Here is a 23,338-nt window from a genome sequence, read left to right as displayed (position 1 = left end):
CCGCTATGTCTGATACAAAAATTACACCTGCGATGCAGTCGTTTGTCGACAGATTTGTTGAGTTCTCCGCGCGCCTGGCCAACCAGGTGCACTTACGCTCCCTGCGCGATGCCTTCGCCACGGTGATGCCGATCTTCATTCTTGCCGGTCTTGCGGTACTGGTGAATAACGTGGTGTTTCCGTGGGTACTGGAGGGGGAAACCCTTACCCAGTTCAAGGTGTGGGGCGAGGCGATTATCAACGGCACGCTGAACATTGCGGCGCTGTTGCTGGCGCCAATGATTGCCTGGTCGCTGGCGCGCAACAAAGATTTCGACAACCCGGTTTCGGCAGTGGTTATCGCCGTGAGCAGTTTTATCATTATGATGCCGATGCAGCTGCAACTGGTGCCCGTCGGCAGCCAGACTGCGGTGAACGTCACCCAGGTGCTGACGTTCGGTAACATCGGCTCGACGGGGATTTTTGCCGGGGTGCTGATCGGTCTGATCTCAACGGAAGTGTTTATTGCGATTTCGCGCCTGAAAGCGCTGCACATTTCGCTGGGCGAGAACGTCCCGCCTGCAGTGAGCAAATCCTTTACGGCGCTGATCCCAACCATCATCACGCTTTCGCTCTTCGCCATTGTGGCGGCGCTGCTGGCGAACGTACTGCACACGGATCTGATCCATCTGATCACTCATTTCATCCAGCAGCCGCTCCGACTGATTAACACCAGTCTGCCCGGCACCATTTTTATCTACAGCTTCGGGAATTTCCTGTTTACGCTCGGTATTCACCAGTCGGTGGTGAACAGCGTGATTCTGGAACCTTTCCTGTTAATCAACACCAATGAGAACATGCTGGCCTTCGCCAACGGTCAGCCAATCCCGCATATCATCAACAATATTTTTGTCCCGACCTTCGGGATGATTGGCGGGACGGGCAGCACTATTTCGCTGCTGATTGCCATCTTCATCTTCTCGCGCCAGAAATCGGCCAAACAGGTGGCGCGGCTGTCGCTGGCGCCGGGGCTGTTTAACATCAACGAGCCGGTGATTTTCGGTCTGCCGATTGTCTTCAACCTGCCGCTGATGATCCCGTTTGTGTTGCTTCCGGCGATCGGAATTTACTTCGCCTGGCTCTGCACCACGCTCGGGCTGATGTCGCGCTGCGTGGTGATGATCCCGTGGACCACGCCGCCGATACTCAGCGCCTGGCTGGCGACGGCAGGGGACTGGCGGGCGGTAGTGGTTCAGTTGGCAATCATTGTATTTGGTGTATTCTTCTACCTGCCTTTCCTCAAGATTGCCGAGAGGGTGGCGTTGAAAAACAGTGTGATAGCGGATTAATCAAAAGGAAAAGGCATGGCGGCGAAGTACATCACCATCGCGCGGGAAATTAAGAAACGCATTATCAGCCAGCAGTATGCCGCCAATGAACCGCTGCCAGACCAGTTTGCGCTGGCGGCGGAGTTCAGCACCAGCCGGATGACCATCCAGCAGGCGATGCGCCAGCTAATAGTGGAAGGACTCGTCTATACGCGCCAGGGGCAGGGGACCTTTATCCGTAAAAACTTCCTGCAACTCTCCCAGTGGGACCTCTCCGGCAGCGACTACTTCGGTGCGACCAAAACCTGGGAACATCTCGGGACGGTGAGCAGCAAAGTGGTTCATTTCGAGCTGCGCTTCCCGAACGAGAAAGAGCAGTCGTCCCTGATGATTAACGCCGATACGCCGATCTATGATTTCATCCGTCTGCGCTCCCTCAACGGTGAGCCGATGTCGCTGGATTCAACCGTTATGCCATTGAATCTGGTTCCTGGACTCAATAAAACCCATCTTGAAAGCTCGGTATTCCAGTACGTTCAGGAGACGCTGGGGCTGAAAATCATGGGATCGTATCGCGTGGTGCGGGCGCTAAAACCGAATGCGCTGGATATGCAGCATCTGGTCTGCGAGCAAACTGACCCGGTGCTGGAAGTGGAACAGGTCATCTATCTTGAGGATGGCACGCCGCTGGAATACGCCCATTGCCATTATCGCTACGATCACGGCGGCATCGTTATCGTGAATAATGGGTAATAAAAAAGCGGGCTGATGAGCCCGCTTTTTTGTTTGCGACAACTTAAATCAATTCAAACGTACCGGCATACCAGAACGGTTCTGCACCGCCTGATCAACAACCGTCGGTTCAACGTCCGCCTGGCTGGTCACAGCCTGGATGTTGCTTTTCAGGTTAATCGGTACGATTTCGTTGTTGTTAATCTGATCTTCGCTGGTGGACAGCGGGTTATGCACTTCGATATAGCGGCTGCCATCCGGCTCGGAGGTGGCTTTGACCGGTTCGTTGATGAACTGGACGCGAGTACCGACCGGAACATTCTCGAACAGGAATTTGATATCGTCGTTACGCAGACGCACACAGCCGTGGCTCACGCGAAGACCAATACCAAAGTTGGCGTTGGTGCCGTGGATAGCATACAGACGGCCAATGTACAGCGCGTACAGACCCATAGGGTTGTCCGGGCCGGCAGGCACAACGGCTGGCAGCGGTTCACCGGCAGCGATGTACTCGGCGTGCATTTTGGCAGTCGGCGTCCAGGTTGGGCCCGCTTTCTTACGCTCTACTTTGGTGGTCCAGTTCAGCGGGGTGTCTTTACCCAACTGACCGATACCGATTGGCAGAACGATGACGGTATTGGTGCCTTTCGGGTAGTAATACAGGCGCATTTCGGCACTGTTGATCACAATACCTTCATGGACGGTATCCGGCAGAATCAGCTGCTGAGGGATGTTCAACACCGTACCCGCTTTAGGCAGATACGGGTCAACGCCGGGGTTTGCTTCCAGCATGTTGGACAGGCCCAATTGGTACTCAGCGGCATAATATTCCAGCGGCTGTGAGTTGCCTTCCGGAACAATAACCACCTGGTTTTGACCCACCAGACGGCTACCGTCTGTCGGCAGCGGATAAGTCACCGCAGAAGCGGTATTGCAAAAACCTACTACGGCTAACGCCGCCGCAAAAAGCGTTGATAATTTCATATTCATGTTATGCGAGGTATCTTTGCCACTCTGGCGATTAGTTGATGAGTCTGAATCATTGATGGGAGCGCATTATATGTGCATTCCCTCGCGCATGGAATTCAGATGTGTACGAAATCACATTTTTTTCGATTTTGTTAAAGTTTAGTGCTTCGTTGCAACACGGGATCTCAATTCGGAATTGTGGCATAATGCCGTGTTTATCACACTTTTTCGCAGGAATCTCTCCGTGTTAGTTACCAGCAACATCACTATGCAGTTTGGCAGTAAGCCGCTGTTCGAAAACATTTCCGTCAAATTTGGCGGCGGCAACCGTTACGGCCTGATTGGTGCCAACGGTAGCGGAAAATCCACCTTTATGAAAATTCTCGGCGGCGATTTAGAGCCGACGCTTGGCAACGTGTCGCTCGACCCTAATGAGCGCCTCGGTAAGCTGCGTCAGGATCAGTTCGCCTTTGAAGAGTTTTCAGTGCTCGACACCGTGATCATGGGACACGGGGAACTGTGGGAAGTGAAGCAAGAGCGCGACCGCATCTACGCGCTGGCTGAAATGAGCGAAGAGGACGGCTATAAAGTGGCCGATCTCGAAGTGCTTTACGGTGAAATGGACGGCTACTCTGCGGAGTCACGTGCCGGTGAACTGCTGCTCGGCGTCGGTATTCCGGTGGAGCAACATTACGGCCTGATGAGCGAAGTCGCACCAGGCTGGAAGCTGCGTGTGCTTCTGGCGCAGGCGCTGTTCTCCAATCCAGAAATTCTGCTGCTCGATGAACCGACGAACAACCTGGACATCGACACCATTCGCTGGCTGGAGCAGGTGCTGAACGAACGTGGCAGCACCATGATCATCATTTCGCACGACCGTCACTTCCTGAACATGGTCTGCACCCACATGGCCGATCTGGACTACGGCGAGCTGCGCGTTTATCCGGGCAACTACGACGAGTACATGACGGCGGCGACTCAGGCGCGTGAACGCCTGTTGTCTGATAACGCCAAGAAAAAAGCGCAGATTGCTGATCTGCAATCCTTCGTCAGCCGCTTTAGCGCCAACGCCTCTAAGTCACGTCAGGCAACTTCTCGTGCGCGTCAGATTGACAAAATTAAGCTGGATGAAGTGAAAGCTTCCAGCCGTCAGAACCCGTTCATTCGCTTCGAGCAGGACAAGAAACTGTTCCGTAATGCGCTGGAAGTGGAAGCGCTGGCGAAAGGTTTTGATAATGGCCCGCTGTTCAAAAAACTCAATCTGCTGCTGGAAGTGGGCGAGAAGATTGCGGTACTGGGTGCGAACGGCGTGGGTAAATCAACCCTGCTGAAAACCCTGGTGGGCGAACTGACGCCTGACCACGGTACGGTGAAATGGTCTGAAAACGCCCAGCTTGGTTATTACGCGCAGGATCACGAATACGAATTCGAAAACGATCTGACCGTCTTCGACTGGATGAGCCAGTGGAAGCAGGAAGGCGACGACGAGCAGGTCGTGCGCGGTATTCTGGGCCGTCTGCTGTTCAGCCAGGACGACATCAAAAAGCCTGCTAAAGTGCTTTCTGGTGGTGAAAAGGGTCGCATGCTGTTCGGTAAACTGATGATGGAAAAACCAAACATCCTCATCATGGACGAACCGACCAACCACCTGGATATGGAATCTATCGAATCGCTGAACATGGCGCTGGAAATGTATCAGGGCACCCTGATCTTCGTTTCCCACGACCGTGAGTTTGTGAGCTCCCTGGCGACCCGCGTGATTGAGATTACGCCGGAACGCATCGTGGACTTCACCGGTAATTACGAAGATTACCTGCGTAGTAAAGGTATCGATAATTAATGCAGTAAAGCCGGGTGGCGCTCACGCTTACCCGGCCTACAAGGTCAATGCAAAACGGCAACCCAAGGGTTGCCGTTTTTAATGTTTTCTCCCTCTCCACGTGGGAGAGGGGCGGGGTGAGGGCATCAAACCACACCGATCCCGTAGGCCGGGTAAGGCGAAGCCGCCACCCGGCAATCAACGGCTACAAAGCCCACTCACTCTGCTCAATCCCGTTGATCAACAACTGACGTTTCTCACCCACTGGTAACGACACCTTCAGCGCTTTCCACGCCGGACGATAATCCCCGCGCGCCGTCACGTTCAGGTTGATAGTGGAGCCTTCGCACACCATCTCCCACTCCAGCCACAGCGCATTGCCTTTCTGATAACCCCAGCTTTCGCCGTCGTCTTCAAACAGCAGGCCAGATGTCGTACCCACGCCTTTCAGCGGGAACAATTTCAGCTCGCGGGTATCGTCTTTCGCGGCGCTCACATGGGTGATGCGTTCGCTGAGCGGCAGACCCGCACCGGCGCGTACCAGTAGCGGCAGTTTTTCCAATGGTGCATCACGGACGATCCACTGACCGCCGGAGAACCATTCGTGAGTGTAAAAATCGTACCAGCCGGTTTCGTTATCCGGCAGCCAGAGGCGGCGCTCGCGCTGGCCTTGTTCGACCACGCTGGCAACCAGCACATCGCGACCCAGCAGGAAATCGTCACACTCTTCGAACGTTTGCGCGTCATGCTCGTGATCGAGGAAGGTCGGGCGCAGCATCGGCTCGTCATCTGCATGGGCCTGCCACAGCAGGGTGTAGAGATACGGCAGCAGGCGATAGCGCAGTTCAATCGCACCGCGAATGGCAGGTGTCACGCCCGGATACATCCACGGCTCATTCACAGTGTGATCGTCATTCCATGAGTGAATGGTAAAGCGCGGATGCATCACGCCGTTTTGCACCCAGCGCACAAACAGCTCGGCATCTGGTTTATCGCCAGAGAAACCGCCGACATCGTGTCCGACGTTAAACAGCCCGGAGAGGCTCATGCCCAGCCCCATGCGGGTGTTATAGCGAAGGGTGTCCCAGTTGGTGCGGTTGTCGCCGCTCCAGGTCTGAACGTAGCGCTGCATCCCGGCGCAGCCGGAGCGGGAGATCAGGTACGGACGTTTGTCCGGGGCAAAACGCTGCTGAGCTTCCATCGAGGCGCGCATCATCAGCAACGGCATCACCGGGCGGATATGCTTGATCGCAATCTCCTGACCAAATCCGTGGCAGCGTGCTTCCCCGTCCCAGACTTCAAACTCGTTGTTGTCGTTCCAGGTGGAGTCGATACCCATTTCCAGCAGTTGCGTGGTTACGCCTTCCTGCCACCACTGAATGGTCTGCGGATGGGTAAAGTCGAGGTGCGACCCTTCGTCATCCCAGAAGCTGGAACGTTCTGGCGCATCGGTTTCTGAATCACGGATAAACAAGCCGCGTTCTGCCACTTCGTTATAGCGTGGATGATCCTGCAGCAGGCACGGCTTGATGTTCGCCGCGAGCTTCAGGCCTGCGTCGTGGAACGCCTGGCTCATCACCTTCGGCTGCGGCACTTTGTCGTAGTTCCAGTTGAAGACGTAACGCTTGCCGTTGATCGAGGTATACCCGGACGACAGCTGGAACGAATCGCACGGAATTGCGTGCTCTTCGCACAGGCGAATGAAGTTCATCAGCTGATTTTGCGCGTCCGGTGCGTCGGTGTAGTGCATGGTCGATCCGCTGTAGCCGAGGCTCCATTTCGGGCCAAACAGGGTTTTCCCGGTCAGACGAACAAAGGCTTTGGTCACGTCCAGCACGCGTTTCCCGGTGAAAATATAGTAATCGATATCGCCCGCTTCGGCCTGCCAGCGGCGATACGCCGTGTGGTAGTTGTCGATTTCGTTGCCCAGATCCAGCCAGCAGCTGCTCAGGTTGTCGTAAAACAAACCGTAGCTCACGTCGTCGCGGCGGGTGATGGTGAACGGAATATGCTTGTACAGCGGGTCGGTGCTGACCGCGTTATAGCCCATCGCGTCAAGGTTACGCATCTCGTAGCGTTTACCGTTGCGCTGCAAATCGCCCGCTTTCTCGCCCAGACCGTAAAAACGCTCGTCCTTGCGACGGCTGAGATAGTGCGCTGCGCCGTCGCCGTGGGCGTTCAGCAGGTAGGCGCTGGTCGGGCGGTCGTGCGCCAGTTCCTGCCACTCACCGGCTTCATTACGGTAATGCCACTCTAGCCACAGAGGCTGATGGACAGTCACGCGCAGCTGTTCGGTGGCAACCACCAGAGTGTCGTCCTGCTGGGTCAGCGTCCATGTCGGGCAGGTAAATCCGCTGAGATCGTCGCGCTGGCGACCTTCCCACGGCACATCCTTATCTGGCGCGATGCTCCAGGTTTTATCCAGCGACAGCTCGCCTTTGGGTTTGATCAGCACGCGGAACAGATTCTGTTCCAGCACATACAGGCACAGACGGTGCTGGCTATCGACCAACAGTTCCAGATGGTTCGCGGACTGTTCAAGTAGGGTCCAGTTTTTCAGGGTTTTCATATGCAATACATCCACTATCAGGCGCGCTTGGCGCGACGTTCAGCAATAAATGCCACCAGGAAAACAGCGCCAATCAGGTCAAAGAAACCCATGGCAATAAAGAGCGGGTTGAAGCCGATTTTGTCGGCGGTCACACCAATTAGCAGCGAGAACAGGAAGCTTGCGATCCACGCCGCCGAGCCGCGCATGCCGTTGACGGTGGCCATTTGGCCTTTGTCGAACGACTCCACCACCAGGGCGCTTAACATGCAGGAGATGATTTGATGGCCGAAACCGCCGATGGAGATCAGCACGATGGTGATATACGGGTCACGGGTGATGGCGACAGCGGCCAGGGAGATCATCAGGAACGCACCGGTAACGGAGCTTGCCACGACGGAGTTCACGCGGGTGCAGCCGAACCAGCGGGTATAGAGGCGGGTGAGGTAGCCGCTGACCACGCTGCCCAGATCGGCGGCGAGGAACGGCAGCCAGGCGAACATCGCAATCTGTTTCAGGTCCATGCCGTGCTCTTTCGCCAGATACAGCGGCACCCAGAAACTCAGCACGGCCCAGGCCGGTTCCGCCATAAAGGCGGGAATAGCAATTCCGTAAAAGCGTTTGTTTTTGGAGACGGTTTTCAGCGCGGTCAGGAACGGTAGTCGCACGGCAGGCGGTTCGTTATCCTGCTTGATGTAGTCCAGTTCGTCCTTGCCCAGATTCGGGTGCTGCTCAGGGTTGTGGTAGAACGCCCACCACAGAATCACCCACAGCAGGGCCAGCACGCCGGTAAACATAAACGCGCCCTGCCAGCCGAAGGAGGCGTGAGCGAAGTAGATGATCGGCGGGGCGAGCATCGCCCCAATCGAGAACCCGACACCTGCCCAACCGGCAGCCACCGGACGCTCAGATTTCGGGAACCACTCCCCGATGGTTTTGGCGTTCGCCGGAGTCGCGGCCGCTTCTGATGCGCCCATAAAGAAGCGCAAGATGGCCAGATGCAGCCAGCTGTTTGCCCCAGCGTGGAAAATGCACATCAGCGCCCAAATCCCGGCGCAGACCATAAAGCCAATCTTCAGGCCAATTACGTCAATCAGCCAGCCGCACAGGGGCTGGAACAGGGTATAAGCAATCTGGAAGGCACCGACGATCCAGGAGTACTGTTCGGTGGTGATCCCCATGCTCTCTTTCAGCTCTGGGGCCAGAATACCTAACGAGTTTCGGGTGATGTAGTTAACGGTGACGCCCAGTAAAAACAGCACCAGCACGTACCAGCGCAGATTCTTCACGACGCGGCGGGTTTTGCTCGCCACGACAGGGGTATTAATGTCCTGACTCATTTTTCTCTCCACAAGACGGACGGTAAGGGGATGAACGTATCGGGTGTCACACCGGTTTTTATGCCTTTGATCGTTATCGGTTTTATCACTTCAAGTTGCTATACAACTAGTATGGAAGTGGTGTGACAAGTTCACCTTAAGGGAGAAAATGGACGGGAAATAGTGGATTTTGTGCAAGCTTTCTCATAGGTATGCGTCGAAGTTTGGCATGATGCCGATACAGCCTGCTGTTACCGCAATCTCACGTTATGAAAATTTTTTCATTTAGCAAATGGAGCGAGATCACAAAATGGATAAAAGACTCAAAATCGCTGAAATCGCCTCCCGCACGCAGCTTTCGATCAGCACCGTTTCTCGCGTGCTGGCCGGGAAGTCGAACACCAGTGAAAAAGCGCGAACCAAAGTGCTGGAATGTGCGCGGGAGCTGGGCGTCATGGACGGTATGGCCGCTGGACGTTTGTTGCTCAACAGCCTGGTGGTCTTCGCCCCGCAGCGCGCGTTTGATGAGCGGTCTGATATCTTTTACTACCGCGTGATCCAGAGTGTCAGCAAAGGGCTGGCGTCTCATGAAGTCCGGCTTCGCTATTGCGCACTGGAAGAAAACGACAGTGACGCGCAGCTGTTCCTCGCGCGAATGAATGAAACCGACACCCAGGCGGCGATTCTGCTCGGCATCGACGATCCGCATATTCACGATCTGGCCGTCGATATTGGCAAGCCCTGCATGCTGATTAACTGCCGGGACCAGCGGATGCGCCTGCCGGCCGTGGCGCCAGACCATCGCGCTATTGGCGAGCGGGCGGCAGAGTATTTGTTCGAGATGGGCCATCGCGAGGTGATGAACGTTCTGTGTCTGCGCCGCTACACAATGGAGCTGCGTCTGGCGGGCATCCGCGATGCGTGGCGCGGTCATAATCTGAAGTTTAACGACAAACGCGATCTGTTGGTGGTGCCGAGTTTCAGCGCCAAAGAGACTGAGCAGCAGGTGAGCGAGTGGCTGAGTCAGATGGCGGAAAAAGCGCTGCCGACGGCGTTTTTGGTTGGTGGGGATTTTATGGCGGCGGGCACTATTAGCGCGCTACAAAAGCACGGTCTGCGCGTCCCGCAGGATGTGTCGGTGATGAGTATCGACGGGTTTAATCTGGCCGCGATTCAGGATGTGCCGTTAACGGCAGTACATGTTCCGCGTGATGAGCTGGGAACTGAAGCAGTGCATATGCTCCAGCAAAGGCTGATGCGCCCGGACGCGCCGGTCGGCACGTTGTTGCTGAACGGTACGCTGACGGTGCGGGAGTCGGTACGGCGGATACGTCAGGGGAAACGACGCACCGCCGTGGAACGGGAGGGGCTTTACGACGCTTAGGCCATGCCGAGCGCGCGTTTCCCGTGGATATTGAGATCGTTCAGGGTAAAGCGGTCCTGCCAGGTTTTCTCGTAATCTTCGCGCGGGAAATCACCCGGGGACGCGCCGGTTTCCAGCGCCGCTTTCACTTTCTGCGCGTAAGCGAGGTTTTTCTCGCACATCGGTGCGGCAGGAATGTACATCACGTTGCCCCAACCCTGCTGATTATCCACCGGCGCGACCGAGTGGATCACATCGCAATGCCACCACACGGAATCGCCCGCTTCCAGCGCCGGAATACTGGTCAGCGCTTCGATAAGAAGCGGATGCCACTTCTCGGAGACCGGCAGCACGCGCCCTGGCGCAACGCCGCAGAGTTCATCTTCCGGCACATCGTCCAGCAGTGGACGCAGCAGAATGTAGGCCATCGCTTCCGGGATCGGCACCACATGCAGCAGGCCCTGGTTCGGGATCATATCCGACAGCGCGGTCCAGCCCTGGAAGGTACGGAACACCGAACATTTGGTGGTGTTATCCACGGTGTACTCTTCCACTTCGGTACGGTGCGCCGCATTCCACGGATCGTACTGATCGACATTCCCGTCAAACACGCGGGCAAACACCTGCTGATAGGCCGGGAGCAGCCAGCGCTCCAGCGCGCCAGAATCCGTATGCGCACCCAGTCCTTTCGAGGTGGTGCCCGGCGGACGACGGCGGATGCGATCCGGGTAGATCACGCTGACATCCGGGTTGAACCACTGTTTGCCGTTGCTCTCGAAAGTCCACAAACGGTTCAGGAACGACTGCACCTGCGCCATCTCTTCGCTCTGACGCGCCTGCATCTGTGCCTGTGACCAGTAGATCGGGAAAATTTCCGGACGCGACGCGGTCAGAGTGCCGAAGAAGTTATCCCCCGGCCCTTTGTACACCTCGTCAAACTGGTTGAGATCGAGATAGTCGAGCATCGAGTTATCCCACGCCAGCGCCTGCTCGCGCGGGAAATGACCTTTGATCACCGCGCATCCACGGCGTTTTACGGCTTCACGCTGCGCCGTCGTGATCTTCCCGTTCTTCACATCCTCAAACGGAATGACCGGCCACACACTTTCACCCTTGGTTTTCAGGGCGTTGATTTCCGCCACGCGAGTGGCGATTTTGTCGCTGAGCTGGTCAAACACAGCCTGAACGTCGCCGATCTGCGCACGCAACTCGCGTTTCAACTGGCGAATGGCGGCTTTGTGGTCCGCAGGCAAAATTTCACTGGAGAAGGTCATAACTGCCTCGCTATCTTTCATTCGAAAGTAAAAGTATCTACAAGTGATACTTTAAGTTAAAAATAAGTTAATGCAAGTTTAAAAACTTGACGGATAGCACAGGATGGAAAAAGAGTGATCTGCCGGAGTATTACCCCGGCGAGAGAGGAAATCAGAGGTTAAAACGGAGCAGTATTGTCGAGCACGGCCTGAATGACGTACAGCGCACCCTGGTGGTTATTGTCATCGGTGTTGAATTTACTGATGGTTTTGATGCTTTCCGCCGCATTGCCCATAGCGAACGAGTATTTCACCAGCTTGAGCATCTCCGCATCGTTGCCGCTGTCGCCAATCGCCACGCACTCCTGAGGAGAGACATTCCAGCGTTTCAGCAGGCGGCTGATCCCGTTGGCTTTATGCAGGCCAGGAATGATCAAATCAACAAAGCCGAAGCCGCTGGTGACCGGTTTCATGATGCCGTCTAACGAGACGTGCAGTTTATCGATCAGATCAGGGATATCGCTGTCCGGCAGGTTCAGGGAGAACTTAAACAGTACATCGTCGATCTCCTGATAATCGCTGATGCGCTGTAAGCGGTGGTAGTGTTTTGACATCAGTGCGACAAACTCGTCCGGCGCGTTTTTGCTGACGTAGGCGCTCTCCAGCCCGCAGGCGACGAAGTTGAGCTGTTTGTCTTTCAGTAATTCGCCGATCACGATCTGAGATTCGTGACGCGTCAGTTCGCCGTGAAAAATTTGCTCGCCGTGATCGAAGACCAGAGCGCCGTTTTCCGCCACGAAGGAGATCTGTTCTTTCAGTTCCGGGAAGAAGGAGATGAGCTGGTAATACTGATTCCCGCTGGCGACCACGAACTCGATGTCGCGGGCCTGAAGCTGCTGAAATTGCGCCATAAAGCGTTCACGATCGTACTGCTTGGCGTCATCAAGGAAAGTTCCGTCCATATCGGTGACGATAACTTTTACGGTCATACATTGCTCTCCAGAATATTACTGCGACCAGCAACATTCTAATAACAATGTGACCCGAACCACAAATTTATTTCGAATGAAAGTAAAGGCGCCGGGTGGCGGCTGCGCCTTACCCGGCCTACGGGGAGAAACATGTAGGCCCGGTAAGCGTAGCGCCACCGGGCGTGAAGGTTAAAGCGTATGCTCAGTACGGGCGATAATATCGTCCTGCGCATCTGGCGACAGGGCGGTGAAGAATGCGGAATAGCCCGCGACGCGCACCACCAGGTCACGATACTGGTCAGGATGTTTCTTCGCTTCCAGCAGCGTCTCGCGCGACACGATGTTGTACTGAATATGCCAGCCTTTATGCACCTCGAAGAAGGTACGCAGGAGCACCATCAGTTTCTGGCGGTCTGAATCGTTTTCCAGCGTCGCCGGGTTCAGCTTCTGGTTCAGCAGCACGCCGCCCAGAATCGCCTCGGTTGGCAGTTTGCCGACCGAGCCGATCACCGCCGTTGGGCCGAGGTGATCGGTACCGGAAGCCGGACTTGCCCCTTCCGCCAGCGGCGTATGGGCCTTACGGCCATCCGGCGTTGCCATCGTCGCTGCGCCAAACGGCACGTTCGCGGAAATGGACGAGGTACCCGCGTAGTAATTCCCGCCAATCGGACCACGACCGTAGCGCGGGTTGTGGTACTGCTTCAGCTCTTCGATATAGGTTTCATACGCACGGGCCAGCAGAAGATCCACGCTGTCATCGTCATTACCGTATTTCGGTGCGCCGTTGATCAAACGCTGGCGCAGCTGCTCATGGGTCAGGCCGTCGTAGTCATCCGCCAACGCCTTTGCCAGCTGCTGCTGACCAATGGCTCCCTGTTCGAACACCAGTTTTTTCACCGCCGCCAGGCTGTTGCCGAGGTTGGCGATACCGACCTGCAAACCGGACACCCAGTCATATTTCGCGCCGCCTTGTTTGATGCTTTTTGCGCGCTCGATGCAGTCATCCACCAGCGCCGAGCAGAGAATATCGTGGACGTTTTCCTCCAGCATGGTGTCGACCACGTACTCGATTTCGATCGATTTACGCGTGTAGTAACGGATCTGGTGATCCCAGGCTGCCATCACTTCGTCGAAGTTCTCGAAGTTACCCGCCGACAGCGCTTTGTTCTGAGGCAGGAACACCTTGCCGCTGGTGGCATCGCGGCCACCTTCCATCGCTGCCAGCATCACGCGGGCGAAGTTGATAAAGCTCATGCCGGTGCAGCGATAGCCCCACTTGCCGCCGACGGCGGTTTCGATGCAGCCGATTGCCGCGTAATCGTAAGCATCCTCTTTTTCGACGCCGAGTTTGATGAACTCGGAGATAACAATTTCGTCGTTGTTAAACGCTGGCATCCCGAAGCCGCAGCGGATCACCTGCACGCAGGCGTCGAGGAAGTCGTTGCTCATCCCCGCGTGATAACGCACGCTCAGGTTTGGCTGGGTGGAGCGCAGACGACCGCAGGATTCCAGAATCGCGTAGGAGAGCGGGTTCACCGCATCCATCGGCTCGCCGTTCACCAGTTTCTGCCCGCCGATAGTGACGTTCTGATACAGCGGGCTGCCCGCCGACGCTTTCGAGTGCGAGCCGGAGCGGATCTTGTTCACTTCCAGCAGTTTCAGCCAGCAGCTGTGCAGCAGTTCAATGGCCTTTTCACGCGCCAGGGTGTTGTTCAGCTCCACGTCGCGGCGGTAGAACGGATAGAGATACTGGTCCATACGCGCAAACGACACCGAGTGGCCGTTGGACTCAATTTGCAGAATCAGCTGGATGAAATAGCACAGCTGCAGCGCCTGCCAGAAGGTTTTTGGCGGCTCGTGAGCGATCAGATCACAGTTTTCCGCCATTGCCAGCAGCTCGTTGCGGCGGCTTTCGCGGCTCTCATTGCTCGCCATCTCACGTGCCAGGGCGGCAAAACGCTGGATGTGCAGGCTGACCGCTTCCAGCACGATATCAATCGCTTTCAGGAACTGATCGCCGTGCAAATCTTCCAGCACGGTGAGGTTGATGCGAGTCCGGCGCTCGGCCACTTTGGCGCGCATGCCGTCGAGGCCTTTTTCCAGCAGCAGCGGGAAATTCACTGCCAGATGCGCATCGCCGGAGGTCATGTTGCCTTCGGCCTTGATGATGCCGGTTTCCAGCAGCCCTTTTTGCTCGTCGGTAAACATGCCGTAGCAGCGATCCTGAACCGTCTGGCCGCGCCACCACGGGCACACGTCGTGCAGCACGCGCTTGTTCTCTTCGCTCACCGCGAAGCCTGCGCCCGGACGGTCGGCCAGATCGTCGATCTCTTTTTCAATCCACGAGACGGTGTATTCCGGGAAGATCGGCGCGGCGCGCACAACGCTTGCCTGGTTGCCGATAATCAGCTCGTCATGTTTGATCCAGATGGTGCGGTTGGCCAGATGATGCGCCAGGGCCAGCGCACGACGCACCGGGATCGGTTTGTCGAGGTGCTGCTGGTACATTTCGGTGTAGTGCTGCGCGCGCTCGGTACAGACCGGCGGTTTCACGATATGCACCAGAGCGGTTTTGTGCGCCTTAATGCGGTCTGTCAGGGTGTTCAGATTCAGCTGTGTCATAACATTATCCTCGTAAGGTCGCAGTCAACCCATTCTGGGCCGCAAACTGTTGGGCAAAATCCAGTAACTCAGGGTTATCGAGCGGTTTGTCAGGGGCAGAGTAGGGAAGGCCTAGCAGGGTGTATTTGTTCATGCCAAGGGTGTGGTACGGCAAAAAGTGGATATCGCGGACGTTGAGTTCATCGGCGGCGAAACGGGTGATGGCTTTAATCGAAGCTTCGTCGGCGTTAAAACCCTGAATCAGCGGCACGCGGATGGTCAGCTGTTTTCCGGCGGCGGCCAGGCGTTTTAAGTTCTCCAGCACCCGTTTCGCCGAGCCGTCGGTCCACTGTTTAAACACCTCGGCATCGACGTGTTTCAGGTCGGCGAGGAACAGATCAACATACGGCAAAGAGGGTTCGATATAACTCCACGGCACGTGCAGGCAGGTTTCAACCGCGGTGTGAATGCCCTGTTCGTGGCTGGCTTTAAACAGCGAATGGGCAAGCTCCGGACTCATAAAGGGTTCGCCCCCGGAGAGCGTGATGCCTCCGCCGCTGCGATCGTAAAAGGGTTTGTCGCGCAGGACAGTCGCCATAATGTCGGCCACCTGTTTTTCCTCGCCGCAGACCGTCAGCGCCTGGGTCGGGCAGCAGTCGGTGAGGGCGTCGAGATGGCTTTCGTTGAGTTTTTCGCGATGGATGATCAGTCCGTTCAGCGCACGGTCGATAATTCCCGGAACCGCCTGTTGGCACAGGTCGCAGCCTTCGAGGCACAGACGCGCATCAAACAGCACATCTCGCGTGCGGGAGCGGCTTTCCGGGTTCTGGCACCAGCGGCAGCCGAGAGAGCAGCCCTTCAGGAACACCACGGTACGAATACCTGGGCCGTCGTGGGTGGAGTAACGCTGAATATTGAAGATCATATTTTCGCCTCTTGTTGCGTATGAAGATTAAATAACTTTCAAATGAAAGTTATTTTGATGTGCGTCAACTCTGAGGAAGGTTTTTACGTGGTAGTGTTACGGCAGGTTAATTTTGAGGGTGACATCATGGAATTCTATCTCGACACATCTGACGTAGCCGCAGTCAAAAAACTGGCACGCATTTTCCCGTTAGCGGGCGTAACGACCAACCCAAGCATTGTCGCCGCCGGTAAAAAACCGCTGGACGTGTTGTTGCCAGAGCTGCACGACGCGCTTGGCGGAAAAGGGCGTCTGTTCGCGCAGGTAATGGCGACCACCGCAGAAGGCATGGTGGAAGACGCCCGTAAGCTTCGCGCCATCATTAACGATCTGGTGGTGAAAGTGCCGGTCACGGCAGAAGGGCTGGCGGCGATCAAAATGCTGAAAGCGGAAGGCATTCCAACGCTCGGGACGGCGGTGTACAGCGCGGCGCAGGGGATGTTGTCGGCGTTAGCGGGTGCAGATTATGTCGCGCCGTACGTGAATCGCCTGGACGCGCAGGGTGGAGATGGAATTCAGACCGTGGTGGAACTTCAGCAGCTGTTAACGCTGCACGCGCCGCACGCCAAAGTGCTGGCCGCGAGCTTCAAGACCCCGCGTCAGGCGCTGGACTGTATGCTGGCGGGTTGCGAGTCGATCACCCTGCCGCTGGACGTGGCGCAGCAGTTTATTACTTCTCCAGCGGTCGACGCGGCGGTGGTCAAGTTTGAGCAGGACTGGCAGAGTGCGTTTGGTCGTACGTCGATTTGATGCAAATAAGCCGGATGGCGAGGTAAATGCAAAACGGCAACATCGTTGCCGTTTTTAATGTTTTCTCCCTCTCCCCGTGGGAGAGGGCTGGGGTGAGGGCACAAGACCGCACAGCACAGGTTTTAACCCCCGCACACCTCGCACCCCGAATTGCGCATCAGCTTCATCTCCCGAAACTGACAGGTCATCGCGTCGTACATCACGATTTTCCCGGCGGCCGGTGTGCCGTAATGCGCCAGCACTTTAATCGCTTCCATCGCCTGCAATGAACCGATCACCCCGACCAGCGGCGCCATCACGCCCGCTTCCACGCAGGTGAGGGCATTCTCGCCAAACAGTCGGCTCAGACAGCGATAGCACGGTTCGCCATCCGCGTAGGTAAAGACGCTGATCTGTCCTTCCATACGAATCGCCGCCCCGGAAATCAGCGGCGTTTTATGGGCAAAACAGCCCGCGTTGAGCTGATTGCGCACGGTCACATTGTCGGTACAGTCGAGCACGATATGGTGCTGCGCGATTTGTGCGGACAGCGCCGCATCGTCAAGCATTGCATCGATAAGGGTAAACTGAACGTTCGGGTTGATTCTCGCCAGTGCGTCGCGCGCCGAAACCACTTTCGGTTCGCCAATAGTCGCATCGCTGTGCAGCGTCTGGCGCTGTAAATTCGACACCGACACGGTATCAAAATCCAGCAAGGTCATACTGCCGACGCCCGCCGCCGCCAGGTATTGCGCAGCGGCGCAGCCTAAACCACCCAGTCCGACGACCAGCACGTTTGCCGCTTTCAGCGCCTCTTGCCCGTCGAAATCAAATCCGCGCAGGACGATCTGGCGGTTATAGCGCAGCATCTCCTGGTCGTTCAACTCCACCGCCATCTTAGCCTCCGAACAGATGGTTAAAGGTTTCGACCTCAACCCACTCACCGGCTTCGACATTCCCGCGCTCGCGCTCCAGCACGATGAAGCAGTTACCCTGGCTGAACGAGCTAAAGATATGCGAACCCTGATGTCCGGTGGTGCTCACTTCCAGCTCGCCGTTGGCATTACGTGCCAAAATGCCGCGCTGGAAATCCAGACGCCCTGGCGATTTCTTCAGCCTTGTCGCGGCACGCACGCGCTGACGAACGGGCAGGACTGATGCCGTGTCACCGGAGAGTTTCGCCAGCAGCGGCTGCACCAGCTGATAAAACGTCAGTGCCGCCGACACCGGATTGCCCGGCAGGCCGCAGAACCAGCTGTGTTCCAGTTTGCCAAAGGCAAAAGGTTTGCCTGGTTTGATCGCCAGTTTCCAGAAGCCGATTTCACCCAGCTCGTCGAGAATGGTTTTGGTGTAATCCGCTTCGCCGACGGAAACGCCGCCGGAGCTGATCACTACGTCGGCGGATTTATCCGCTTCGATAAAGGCCGCGCGCAGTTTTTCCGGATCGTCCGGAATAATACCGAGGTTAATCACCTCGCACCCCAGTTGCTCCAGCATCAGATGCACGGCCAGACGGTTGGTGTCGTAGATTTGCCCCGCCTGCAACGGCTGGCCCGGCAGCTGTAGCTCATCGCCGGTGGAGAACACCGCAACGCGCACTTTGCGCGCCACGTCGATGTCAGGAATGCCGAGCGACGCCAGCACCGGCAGCTCCGCCACGGTCAGTTTTGTTCCGGCGGCGAAGACGGTCGCGCCCTGGGCGATATCCTCCCCGGCGCGGCGAATGTTCTGGTTCGCTTTGACGCTGGCGGTAAAGCGCACGCCAGCGTCGGTCTTTTCGGTCTCTTCTTGCATCACCACCGCGTCGCAGCCGTCAGGCACCGGTGCGCCGGTCATTATGCGAATACAGGTACCCTTCGGCCACTCACCCAAGAAGGGCTGGCCGGCGAAGGCTTTTCCGGCAACCGGTAAGGCATTTCCCGCCTGAATATCCGCAAGGCGCACCGCGTAACCGTCCATCGCCGAATTATCAAACCCCGGCACATTAAGCGGAGAGACAACGTCACTGGCCAGCACGCGCCCAAAGCCGCGCAGCAAAGGCAGCGTTTCATGCTCTTTCAGCGGGGTGATTCTGTCGAGCATCTGTCCGAGTGCCGTTTCAAGCGGCATCAGTCCGGCGGTAAAATCCATGAGTTACTCCTGCGGGATAGCGGCGAAAGTGGGCATTATGACAGAAAAGTGCTCTCAACTGTATGACTCAACAGGCTTAGAGGGCCTTACCCTTTACATCACCCTTACGTCTTTCTATATTCAAAATTCATCTGAAGATCTGACCACGATAATGATATTTATAGGAAAAGCAGCGCCTTTACGCTGATGGGTGATGAAATGGGTAATGCGGTGATCGCAATTCACGGCGGCGCGGGGGCGATTACCCGAGCAAAGCTGAGTCCGGAGCAGGAAATTCGCTATGTTGATGCGCTGTCTGCGATTGTGGAAACGGGCCAACGGATGCTGGAGGCGGGCGAAAGCGCGCTGGATGTCGTCACCGAGGCGGTGCGTTTGCTGGAAGAGTGTCCGCTATTTAATGCGGGCATTGGTTCGGTATTTACCCGCGACGAAACTCACGAGCTGGACGCCTGTGTGATGGATGGAAACACCCTGAAAGCGGGCGCGGTGGCGGGTGTTAGTCATCTGCGCAATCCGATTCTGGCAGCGCGTATGGTGATGGAACAAAGCCCGCACGTCCTGATGACGGGCGCAGGGGCGGAGCAATTCGCAGCACAACACGGCATGGCGCTGGTGCCTGGCGATACCTTCTCGACGCCCGAGCGTTATCAGCAACTACTGGAAGCGCGCGACGCCGGGATAACCCAACTCGATCACGCGGCACCGCTGGATGAGAGCACCAAAATGGGCACCGTCGGTGCGGTGGCGCTGGATAAAGAGGGCAACCTCGCGGCAGCCACGTCGACCGGCGGTATGACCAACAAATTGCCTGGCCGGGTAGGGGACAGCCCTCTGCCGGGCGCGGGATGTTATGCCAATAACGCCAGCGTGGCGGTCTCCTGCACCGGCACCGGCGAAGTCTTTATTCGCACGCTGGCGGCGTATGACATCGCCGCGTTAATGGATTACGGTAATTTGAGCCTCGCAGAGGCCTGCGAGCGCGTGGTGATGGAAAAACTGCCTGCGCTCGGCGGCAGCGGTGGGCTGATCGCCGTCGATCGCGAAGGCAACATCGCGTTGCCGTTTAACAGTGAAGGGATGTATCGCGCGTGGGGTTACGCGGGTGATGCGCCATCAACGGGAATTTATCGTGAATAAGGGGATGTTGAGTGCCGCACAGTAACAGTCTGGATAGCCGGGAAGTTCTGGCCGTCCACAACCTGAATATTGCGTTTCAGGAAGAGCGGCGGCCTGTCCCGGCGGTAAAACAGCTTTCGTTCTCCCTTAAGCGAGGCGAGACGCTGGCAATTGTCGGTGAATCCGGTTCCGGTAAATCCGTCACGGCCCTCTCATTAATGCGTTTGCTGGAACAGGCGGGCGGGATTATCGAGTGCGACAGTCTGCTGCTGCGTCGTCGCAATCAGCAGGTTATCGATCTGACCGAACTCAGCCAGTCGCAAATGCAGAGTGTGCGCGGCGCGGACATGGCAATGATTTTCCAGGAACCGATGACCTCGCTGAACCCGGTATTTCCGGTGGGCGAACAAATTGCCGAGTCGATTCGATTGCATCAGGGACTCAACCGCGAGCAGGCGCTGGCGGAAGCCAAACGCATGCTGGAACTGGTGCGTATTCCTGAAGCGCAAACCATCCTCGGGCGTTATCCGCATCAGCTTTCCGGCGGGATGCGCCAACGAGTGATGATCGCGATGGCGCTGTCGTGCCGTCCGGCGGTGCTGATTGCCGATGAACCGACTACCGCGCTGGATGTGACCATTCAGGCGCAGATCCTCCAGCTCATCAAAGTGCTGCAACAAGAGATGGAGATGGGGGTGATTTTTATCACCCACGATATGGGCGTGGTGGCGGATATTGCCGACCGGGTGCTGGTGATGTACCAGGGCGAAGCCGTTGAAACCGGCAGCGTGGAACAGATTTTTCATGCGCCGGAACATCCTTACACCAAAGCGCTGCTGGCGGCGGTGCCGCGACTGGGCGCGATGAACGGCAGCGATTTACCGCGCCGCTTCCCGCTGATTTCGCCGGGCGTGGCGCAAAGTGAGGAAACCGAACAGGACACAGTGGTACCGGGCGAGCCGATTCTTAAGGTGCGCGATCTGGTGACCCGTTTCCCGCTGCGCGGTGGACTGCTCAACCGCGTGAAGCGCGAAGTGCACGCCGTCGAAAACGTTAGCTTTGATCTCTGGCCGGGCGAAACGCTGGCTCTGGTGGGCGAGTCCGGCTGTGGGAAATCCACCACTGGACGGGCATTGCTGAGGCTGGTGGAGTCGCAGGAAGGCAGCATTACCTTTAACGGTGAGCGCATCGACACCTTGCCCGCCAGTAAATTGCAGCCGCTGCGTCGTGACATTCAGTTTATTTTCCAGGACCCGTATGCCTCTCTCGATCCGCGCCAGACGGTCGGTTACTCGATCATGGAGCCGCTGCGGGTACATGGCCTGCTGAAAGGTGAAGAGGGACAGCGTCGCGTCGCCTGGTTACTGGAACGTGTGGGATTAAAGCCGGAACATGCCTGGCGTTATCCGCACGAATTTTCCGGCGGGCAGCGTCAGCGCATCTGCATTGCCCGCGCGCTGGCTCTCAATCCGAAAGTGGTGATTGCCGACGAGTCCGTCTCGGCGCTGGATGTCTCTATTCGCGCGCAAATCATCAATTTGCTACTCGATCTCCAGCGCGAGCTGGGTATCGCGTTCTTATTTATCTCGCACGATATGGCGGTGGTGGAGCGCATCAGTCATCGCGTGGCGGTGATGTACATGGGGCAAATCGTCGAGATTGGCCCACGCCGCGCGGTGTTTGAAAACCCGCAGCATCCGTACACCCGCAAGCTGATGGCCGCCGTTCCGGTGGCCGATCCCGCGCACCGCCACGGTCAGCGCGTGCTGTTGCAGGATGAAATGCCCGGCAATATTCGTAAACGCGGCGAGGCGGCCGAACGTGTGGTTCTGCGCGAAGTCGGCCCCGGACATTTTGTGGCTCCGCCGCATCAGAACAATGCATTTTCACGCTTATAGCCTTTGACAGACAGGGAACAACAGGAGAATACAATGACAAAATTTGTTGCTCGTTCATGGCTGTTAGCCGCGAGCGTGACGGCAGCGCTGGCGACCGCGCCCGCGTTTGCTGCCAAAGATGTGGTGGTCGCCGTGGCGTCCAACTTCACCACGCTGGACCCGTATGACGCCAATGATACGCTGTCGCAGGCGGTGGCGAAATCGTTCTATCAGGGGCTGTTCGGCCTTGATAAAGAGATGAAGCTGAAAAACGTGCTGGCCGAGAGCTATACCGTCTCCGACGACGGGCTGGTCTACACCATCAAACTGCGCAGCGGCGTCAAGTTCCAGGACGGGACCGATTTCAACGCCGAGGCGGTGAAGATCAACCTCGATCGCGCCAGCGATAAAGAAAACAGCCTCAAGCGCTATAACCTGTATAAAAATATCGCCAGCACCGAAGCGGTCGATCCGACGACGGTGAAAATCACCCTGAAAGAGCCGTTCTCGGCGTTTATCAATATTCTGGCGCACCCGGCGACGGCGATGATCTCTCCGGATGCGCTGAAAAAATATGGCAAAGAGATCGGCTTCCACCCGGTCGGAACCGGACCGTACGAGCTGGTGACCTGGAATCAGACCGATTTTGTGAAGGTGAAGAAATTCGCCGGTTACTGGCAGAAAGGCTTGCCGAAGCTGGACTCTATCACCTGGCGTCCGGTGGTCGATAACAACTCCCGCGCCGCAATGCTGCAAACCGGTGAAGCGCAGTTTGCGTTCCCGATCCCTTACGAGCAGGCTGCAATTCTGGAGAAAAACAGCAAGCTGGAGCTGGTCGCCAGCCCGTCGATCATGCAGCGCTACATCAGCATGAACGTCACGCAAAAGCCGTTTGATAATCCAAAAGTGCGCGAGGCGATCAACTACGCCATTAACCGTCAGGCGCTGGTGAAAGTGGCCTTTGCGGGCTACGCCACGCCGGCGACGGGTATCGTCCCACCGTCGATTGCCTACGCGCAAACCTACAAGCCGTGGCCTTACGATCCGGCAAAAGCGCGTGAGCTGCTGAAAGAGGCGGGCTTCCCGAACGGTTTTAGCACCACGCTCTGGTCTTCGCATAATCACAGCACCGCGCAGAAAGTGCTGCAGTTCACCCAGCAGCAACTGGCGCAGGTGGGCATCAAAGCCCAACTGACGGCGATGGACGCAGGACAGCGTGCGGCTGAAGTCGAAGGCAAAGGGCAGAAAGAGAGCGGCGTGAGAATGTTCTACACCGGCTGGACGGCTTCAACAGGTGAAGCCGACTGGGCGCTGTCGCCGCTGTTTGCTTCGCAGAACTGGCCACCGACGCTGTTCAACACCGCGTTTTACAGCAATCCGCAGGTGGATAAAGATCTGACTGACGCCCTGAAAACCACCAAAACCGACGAGAAAGAGCGTCTGTACAAGGATGCGCAGGATACCCTGTGGAAAGAGTCGCCGTGGGTACCGTTGGTGGTCGAAAAACTGGTTTCTGCCCATAACAAGGCGCTGACCGGGTTCTACATCATGCCGGATACGGGCTTCAGCTTCGATGACGCGGATTTGAAATAACAGAACTCATTCCCGCGGGCGACGGCCTGCGGGATGAGAGGGAAAGG

At 56.8% G+C, this 23,338-nt stretch carries 17 protein-coding genes; 8 read left to right on the top strand and 9 right to left on the bottom strand.

Annotated features, from left to right (window positions below; genetic code table 11):
- Positions 1-5: 5 nt before the first annotated feature.
- Both C3708_RS05965 and C3708_RS05960 read left to right on the top strand, forming a co-directional pair.
- Complete coding sequence (locus C3708_RS05965) at positions 6-1,328, top strand: PTS sugar transporter subunit IIC (protein ID WP_103946927.1); 1,323 nt, start codon at positions 6-8, stop codon at positions 1,326-1,328.
- Between the two features lie 15 nt (positions 1,329-1,343).
- Positions 1,344-2,060: a GntR family transcriptional regulator gene (locus tag C3708_RS05960; protein ID WP_103948755.1), complete on the top strand. Its 717-nt coding sequence runs from the start codon at positions 1,344-1,346 to the stop codon at positions 2,058-2,060.
- 48 nt (positions 2,061-2,108) lie between these two features.
- Here the strand turns inward: C3708_RS05960 and ldtB are convergent, their stop codons facing one another.
- A complete protein-coding gene (ldtB, locus tag C3708_RS05955) occupies positions 2,109-3,029 on the bottom strand; it encodes a L,D-transpeptidase (protein ID WP_095281357.1) in 921 nt (306 codons plus the stop codon).
- 223 nt (positions 3,030-3,252) lie between these two features.
- Here ldtB and C3708_RS05950 point away from each other — a divergent pair, with 223 nt between their 5' ends.
- Positions 3,253-4,848 (top strand): ABC-F family ATPase, encoded by a 1,596-nt coding sequence (locus tag C3708_RS05950; RefSeq protein WP_103946926.1) that lies wholly within the window; start codon positions 3,253-3,255, stop codon positions 4,846-4,848.
- Positions 4,849-5,032: 184 nt separating this feature from the next.
- On the opposite strand, the gene C3708_RS05945 is transcribed toward C3708_RS05950, so the two are convergent.
- Positions 5,033-7,396, bottom strand: coding sequence for a TIM-barrel domain-containing protein (locus C3708_RS05945; RefSeq protein WP_133159904.1), 2,364 nt, complete (start codon positions 7,394-7,396; stop codon positions 5,033-5,035).
- A gap of 17 nt (positions 7,397-7,413) precedes the next feature.
- Positions 7,414-8,715: an MFS transporter gene (locus C3708_RS05940; RefSeq protein WP_095281360.1), complete on the bottom strand. Its 1,302-nt coding sequence runs from the start codon at positions 8,713-8,715 to the stop codon at positions 7,414-7,416.
- Between the two features lie 289 nt (positions 8,716-9,004).
- On the opposite strand from C3708_RS05940, the gene C3708_RS05935 reads away from it, so the two are divergent.
- Positions 9,005-10,078 (top strand): LacI family DNA-binding transcriptional regulator, encoded by a 1,074-nt coding sequence (locus C3708_RS05935; RefSeq protein WP_103948753.1) that lies wholly within the window; start codon positions 9,005-9,007, stop codon positions 10,076-10,078.
- Here C3708_RS05935 and C3708_RS05930 read toward each other — a convergent pair.
- The 4 genes from C3708_RS05930 to C3708_RS05915 all read right to left on the bottom strand — a co-directional run bounded on the left by C3708_RS05930 (position 10,075) and on the right by C3708_RS05915 (position 15,807).
- Positions 10,075-11,331: a DUF1479 domain-containing protein gene (locus C3708_RS05930; RefSeq protein WP_103948752.1), complete on the bottom strand. Its 1,257-nt coding sequence runs from the start codon at positions 11,329-11,331 to the stop codon at positions 10,075-10,077. The genes C3708_RS05935 and C3708_RS05930 overlap by 4 nt on opposite strands.
- A 158-nt stretch (positions 11,332-11,489) precedes the next feature.
- A complete protein-coding gene (locus C3708_RS05925; protein ID WP_103948751.1) occupies positions 11,490-12,299 on the bottom strand; it encodes a Cof-type HAD-IIB family hydrolase in 810 nt (269 codons plus the stop codon).
- Between the two features lie 171 nt (positions 12,300-12,470).
- Positions 12,471-14,903, bottom strand: a complete 2,433-nt coding sequence (locus tag C3708_RS05920) for a formate C-acetyltransferase/glycerol dehydratase family glycyl radical enzyme (protein WP_103948750.1) — start codon at positions 14,901-14,903, stop codon at positions 12,471-12,473.
- 4 nt (positions 14,904-14,907) lie between these two features.
- Positions 14,908-15,807, bottom strand: a complete 900-nt coding sequence (locus C3708_RS05915; protein ID WP_103948749.1) for a glycyl-radical enzyme activating protein — start codon at positions 15,805-15,807, stop codon at positions 14,908-14,910.
- 126 nt (positions 15,808-15,933) lie between these two features.
- Here C3708_RS05915 and fsa point away from each other — a divergent pair, with 126 nt between their 5' ends.
- Positions 15,934-16,596, top strand: a complete 663-nt coding sequence (gene fsa / locus C3708_RS05910) for a fructose-6-phosphate aldolase (RefSeq protein WP_103946978.1) — start codon at positions 15,934-15,936, stop codon at positions 16,594-16,596.
- Between the two features lie 122 nt (positions 16,597-16,718).
- Here fsa and moeB read toward each other — a convergent pair whose 3' ends face one another.
- Positions 16,719-17,471, bottom strand: a complete 753-nt coding sequence (moeB, locus tag C3708_RS05905) for a molybdopterin-synthase adenylyltransferase MoeB (RefSeq protein ID WP_103948748.1) — start codon at positions 17,469-17,471, stop codon at positions 16,719-16,721.
- Position 17,472: 1 nt separating this feature from the next.
- A complete protein-coding gene (gene moeA, locus C3708_RS05900) occupies positions 17,473-18,705 on the bottom strand; it encodes a molybdopterin molybdotransferase MoeA (protein WP_103948747.1) in 1,233 nt (410 codons plus the stop codon).
- Positions 18,706-18,903: 198 nt separating this feature from the next.
- Here moeA and iaaA point away from each other — a divergent pair, with 198 nt between their 5' ends.
- From iaaA to gsiB, 3 genes are read left to right on the top strand one after another with little or no spacing between them, the layout of a single operon-like run.
- On the top strand, positions 18,904-19,842 hold the full coding sequence (gene iaaA, locus C3708_RS05890; protein ID WP_103946977.1) for a beta-aspartyl-peptidase: 939 nt from the start codon (positions 18,904-18,906) through the stop codon (positions 19,840-19,842).
- A gap of 11 nt (positions 19,843-19,853) precedes the next feature.
- On the top strand, positions 19,854-21,719 hold the full coding sequence (gsiA, locus tag C3708_RS05885) for a glutathione ABC transporter ATP-binding protein GsiA (RefSeq protein ID WP_103948746.1): 1,866 nt from the start codon (positions 19,854-19,856) through the stop codon (positions 21,717-21,719).
- Between the two features lie 33 nt (positions 21,720-21,752).
- The gene (gene gsiB / locus C3708_RS05880; RefSeq protein ID WP_103948745.1) at positions 21,753-23,291 is read left to right on the top strand and encodes a glutathione ABC transporter substrate-binding protein GsiB; all 1,539 of its coding nucleotides are present in this window, start codon (positions 21,753-21,755) and stop codon (positions 23,289-23,291) included.
- Positions 23,292-23,338 lie beyond the last annotated feature (47 nt).

It is taken from the genome of Lelliottia sp. 7254-16, assembly GCF_002922995.1.
Classification (GTDB): Bacteria; Pseudomonadota; Gammaproteobacteria; order Enterobacterales; family Enterobacteriaceae; genus Enterobacter; species Enterobacter jeotgali.
This window is presented reverse-complemented; position numbering and strand designations above follow the sequence as displayed.

Bases quoted from the DNA above. Each gene is read 5' to 3' on its own strand.
- C3708_RS05965 (WP_103946927.1), top strand. From the start codon at position 6: ATGTCTGATACAAAAATTACACCTGCGATGCAGTCGTTTGTCGACAGA.
- C3708_RS05960 (WP_103948755.1), top strand. From the start codon at position 1,344: ATGGCGGCGAAGTACATCACCATCGCGCGGGAAATTAAGAAACGCATT.
- ldtB (WP_095281357.1), bottom strand. From the start codon at position 3,029: ATGAATATGAAATTATCAACGCTTTTTGCGGCGGCGTTAGCCGTAGTA.
- C3708_RS05945 (WP_133159904.1), bottom strand. From the start codon at position 7,396: ATGAAAACCCTGAAAAACTGGACCCTACTTGAACAGTCCGCGAACCAT.
- C3708_RS05940 (WP_095281360.1), bottom strand. From the start codon at position 8,715: ATGAGTCAGGACATTAATACCCCTGTCGTGGCGAGCAAAACCCGCCGC.
- C3708_RS05935 (WP_103948753.1), top strand. From the start codon at position 9,005: ATGGATAAAAGACTCAAAATCGCTGAAATCGCCTCCCGCACGCAGCTT.
- C3708_RS05930 (WP_103948752.1), bottom strand. From the start codon at position 11,331: ATGACCTTCTCCAGTGAAATTTTGCCTGCGGACCACAAAGCCGCCATT.
- C3708_RS05925 (WP_103948751.1), bottom strand. From the start codon at position 12,299: ATGACCGTAAAAGTTATCGTCACCGATATGGACGGAACTTTCCTTGAT.
- C3708_RS05920 (WP_103948750.1), bottom strand. From the start codon at position 14,903: ATGACACAGCTGAATCTGAACACCCTGACAGACCGCATTAAGGCGCAC.
- C3708_RS05915 (WP_103948749.1), bottom strand. From the start codon at position 15,807: ATGATCTTCAATATTCAGCGTTACTCCACCCACGACGGCCCAGGTATT.
- fsa (WP_103946978.1), top strand. From the start codon at position 15,934: ATGGAATTCTATCTCGACACATCTGACGTAGCCGCAGTCAAAAAACTG.
- moeB (WP_103948748.1), bottom strand. From the start codon at position 17,471: ATGGCGGTGGAGTTGAACGACCAGGAGATGCTGCGCTATAACCGCCAG.
- moeA (WP_103948747.1), bottom strand. From the start codon at position 18,705: ATGGATTTTACCGCCGGACTGATGCCGCTTGAAACGGCACTCGGACAG.
- iaaA (WP_103946977.1), top strand. From the start codon at position 18,904: ATGGGTAATGCGGTGATCGCAATTCACGGCGGCGCGGGGGCGATTACC.
- gsiB (WP_103948745.1), top strand. From the start codon at position 21,753: ATGACAAAATTTGTTGCTCGTTCATGGCTGTTAGCCGCGAGCGTGACG.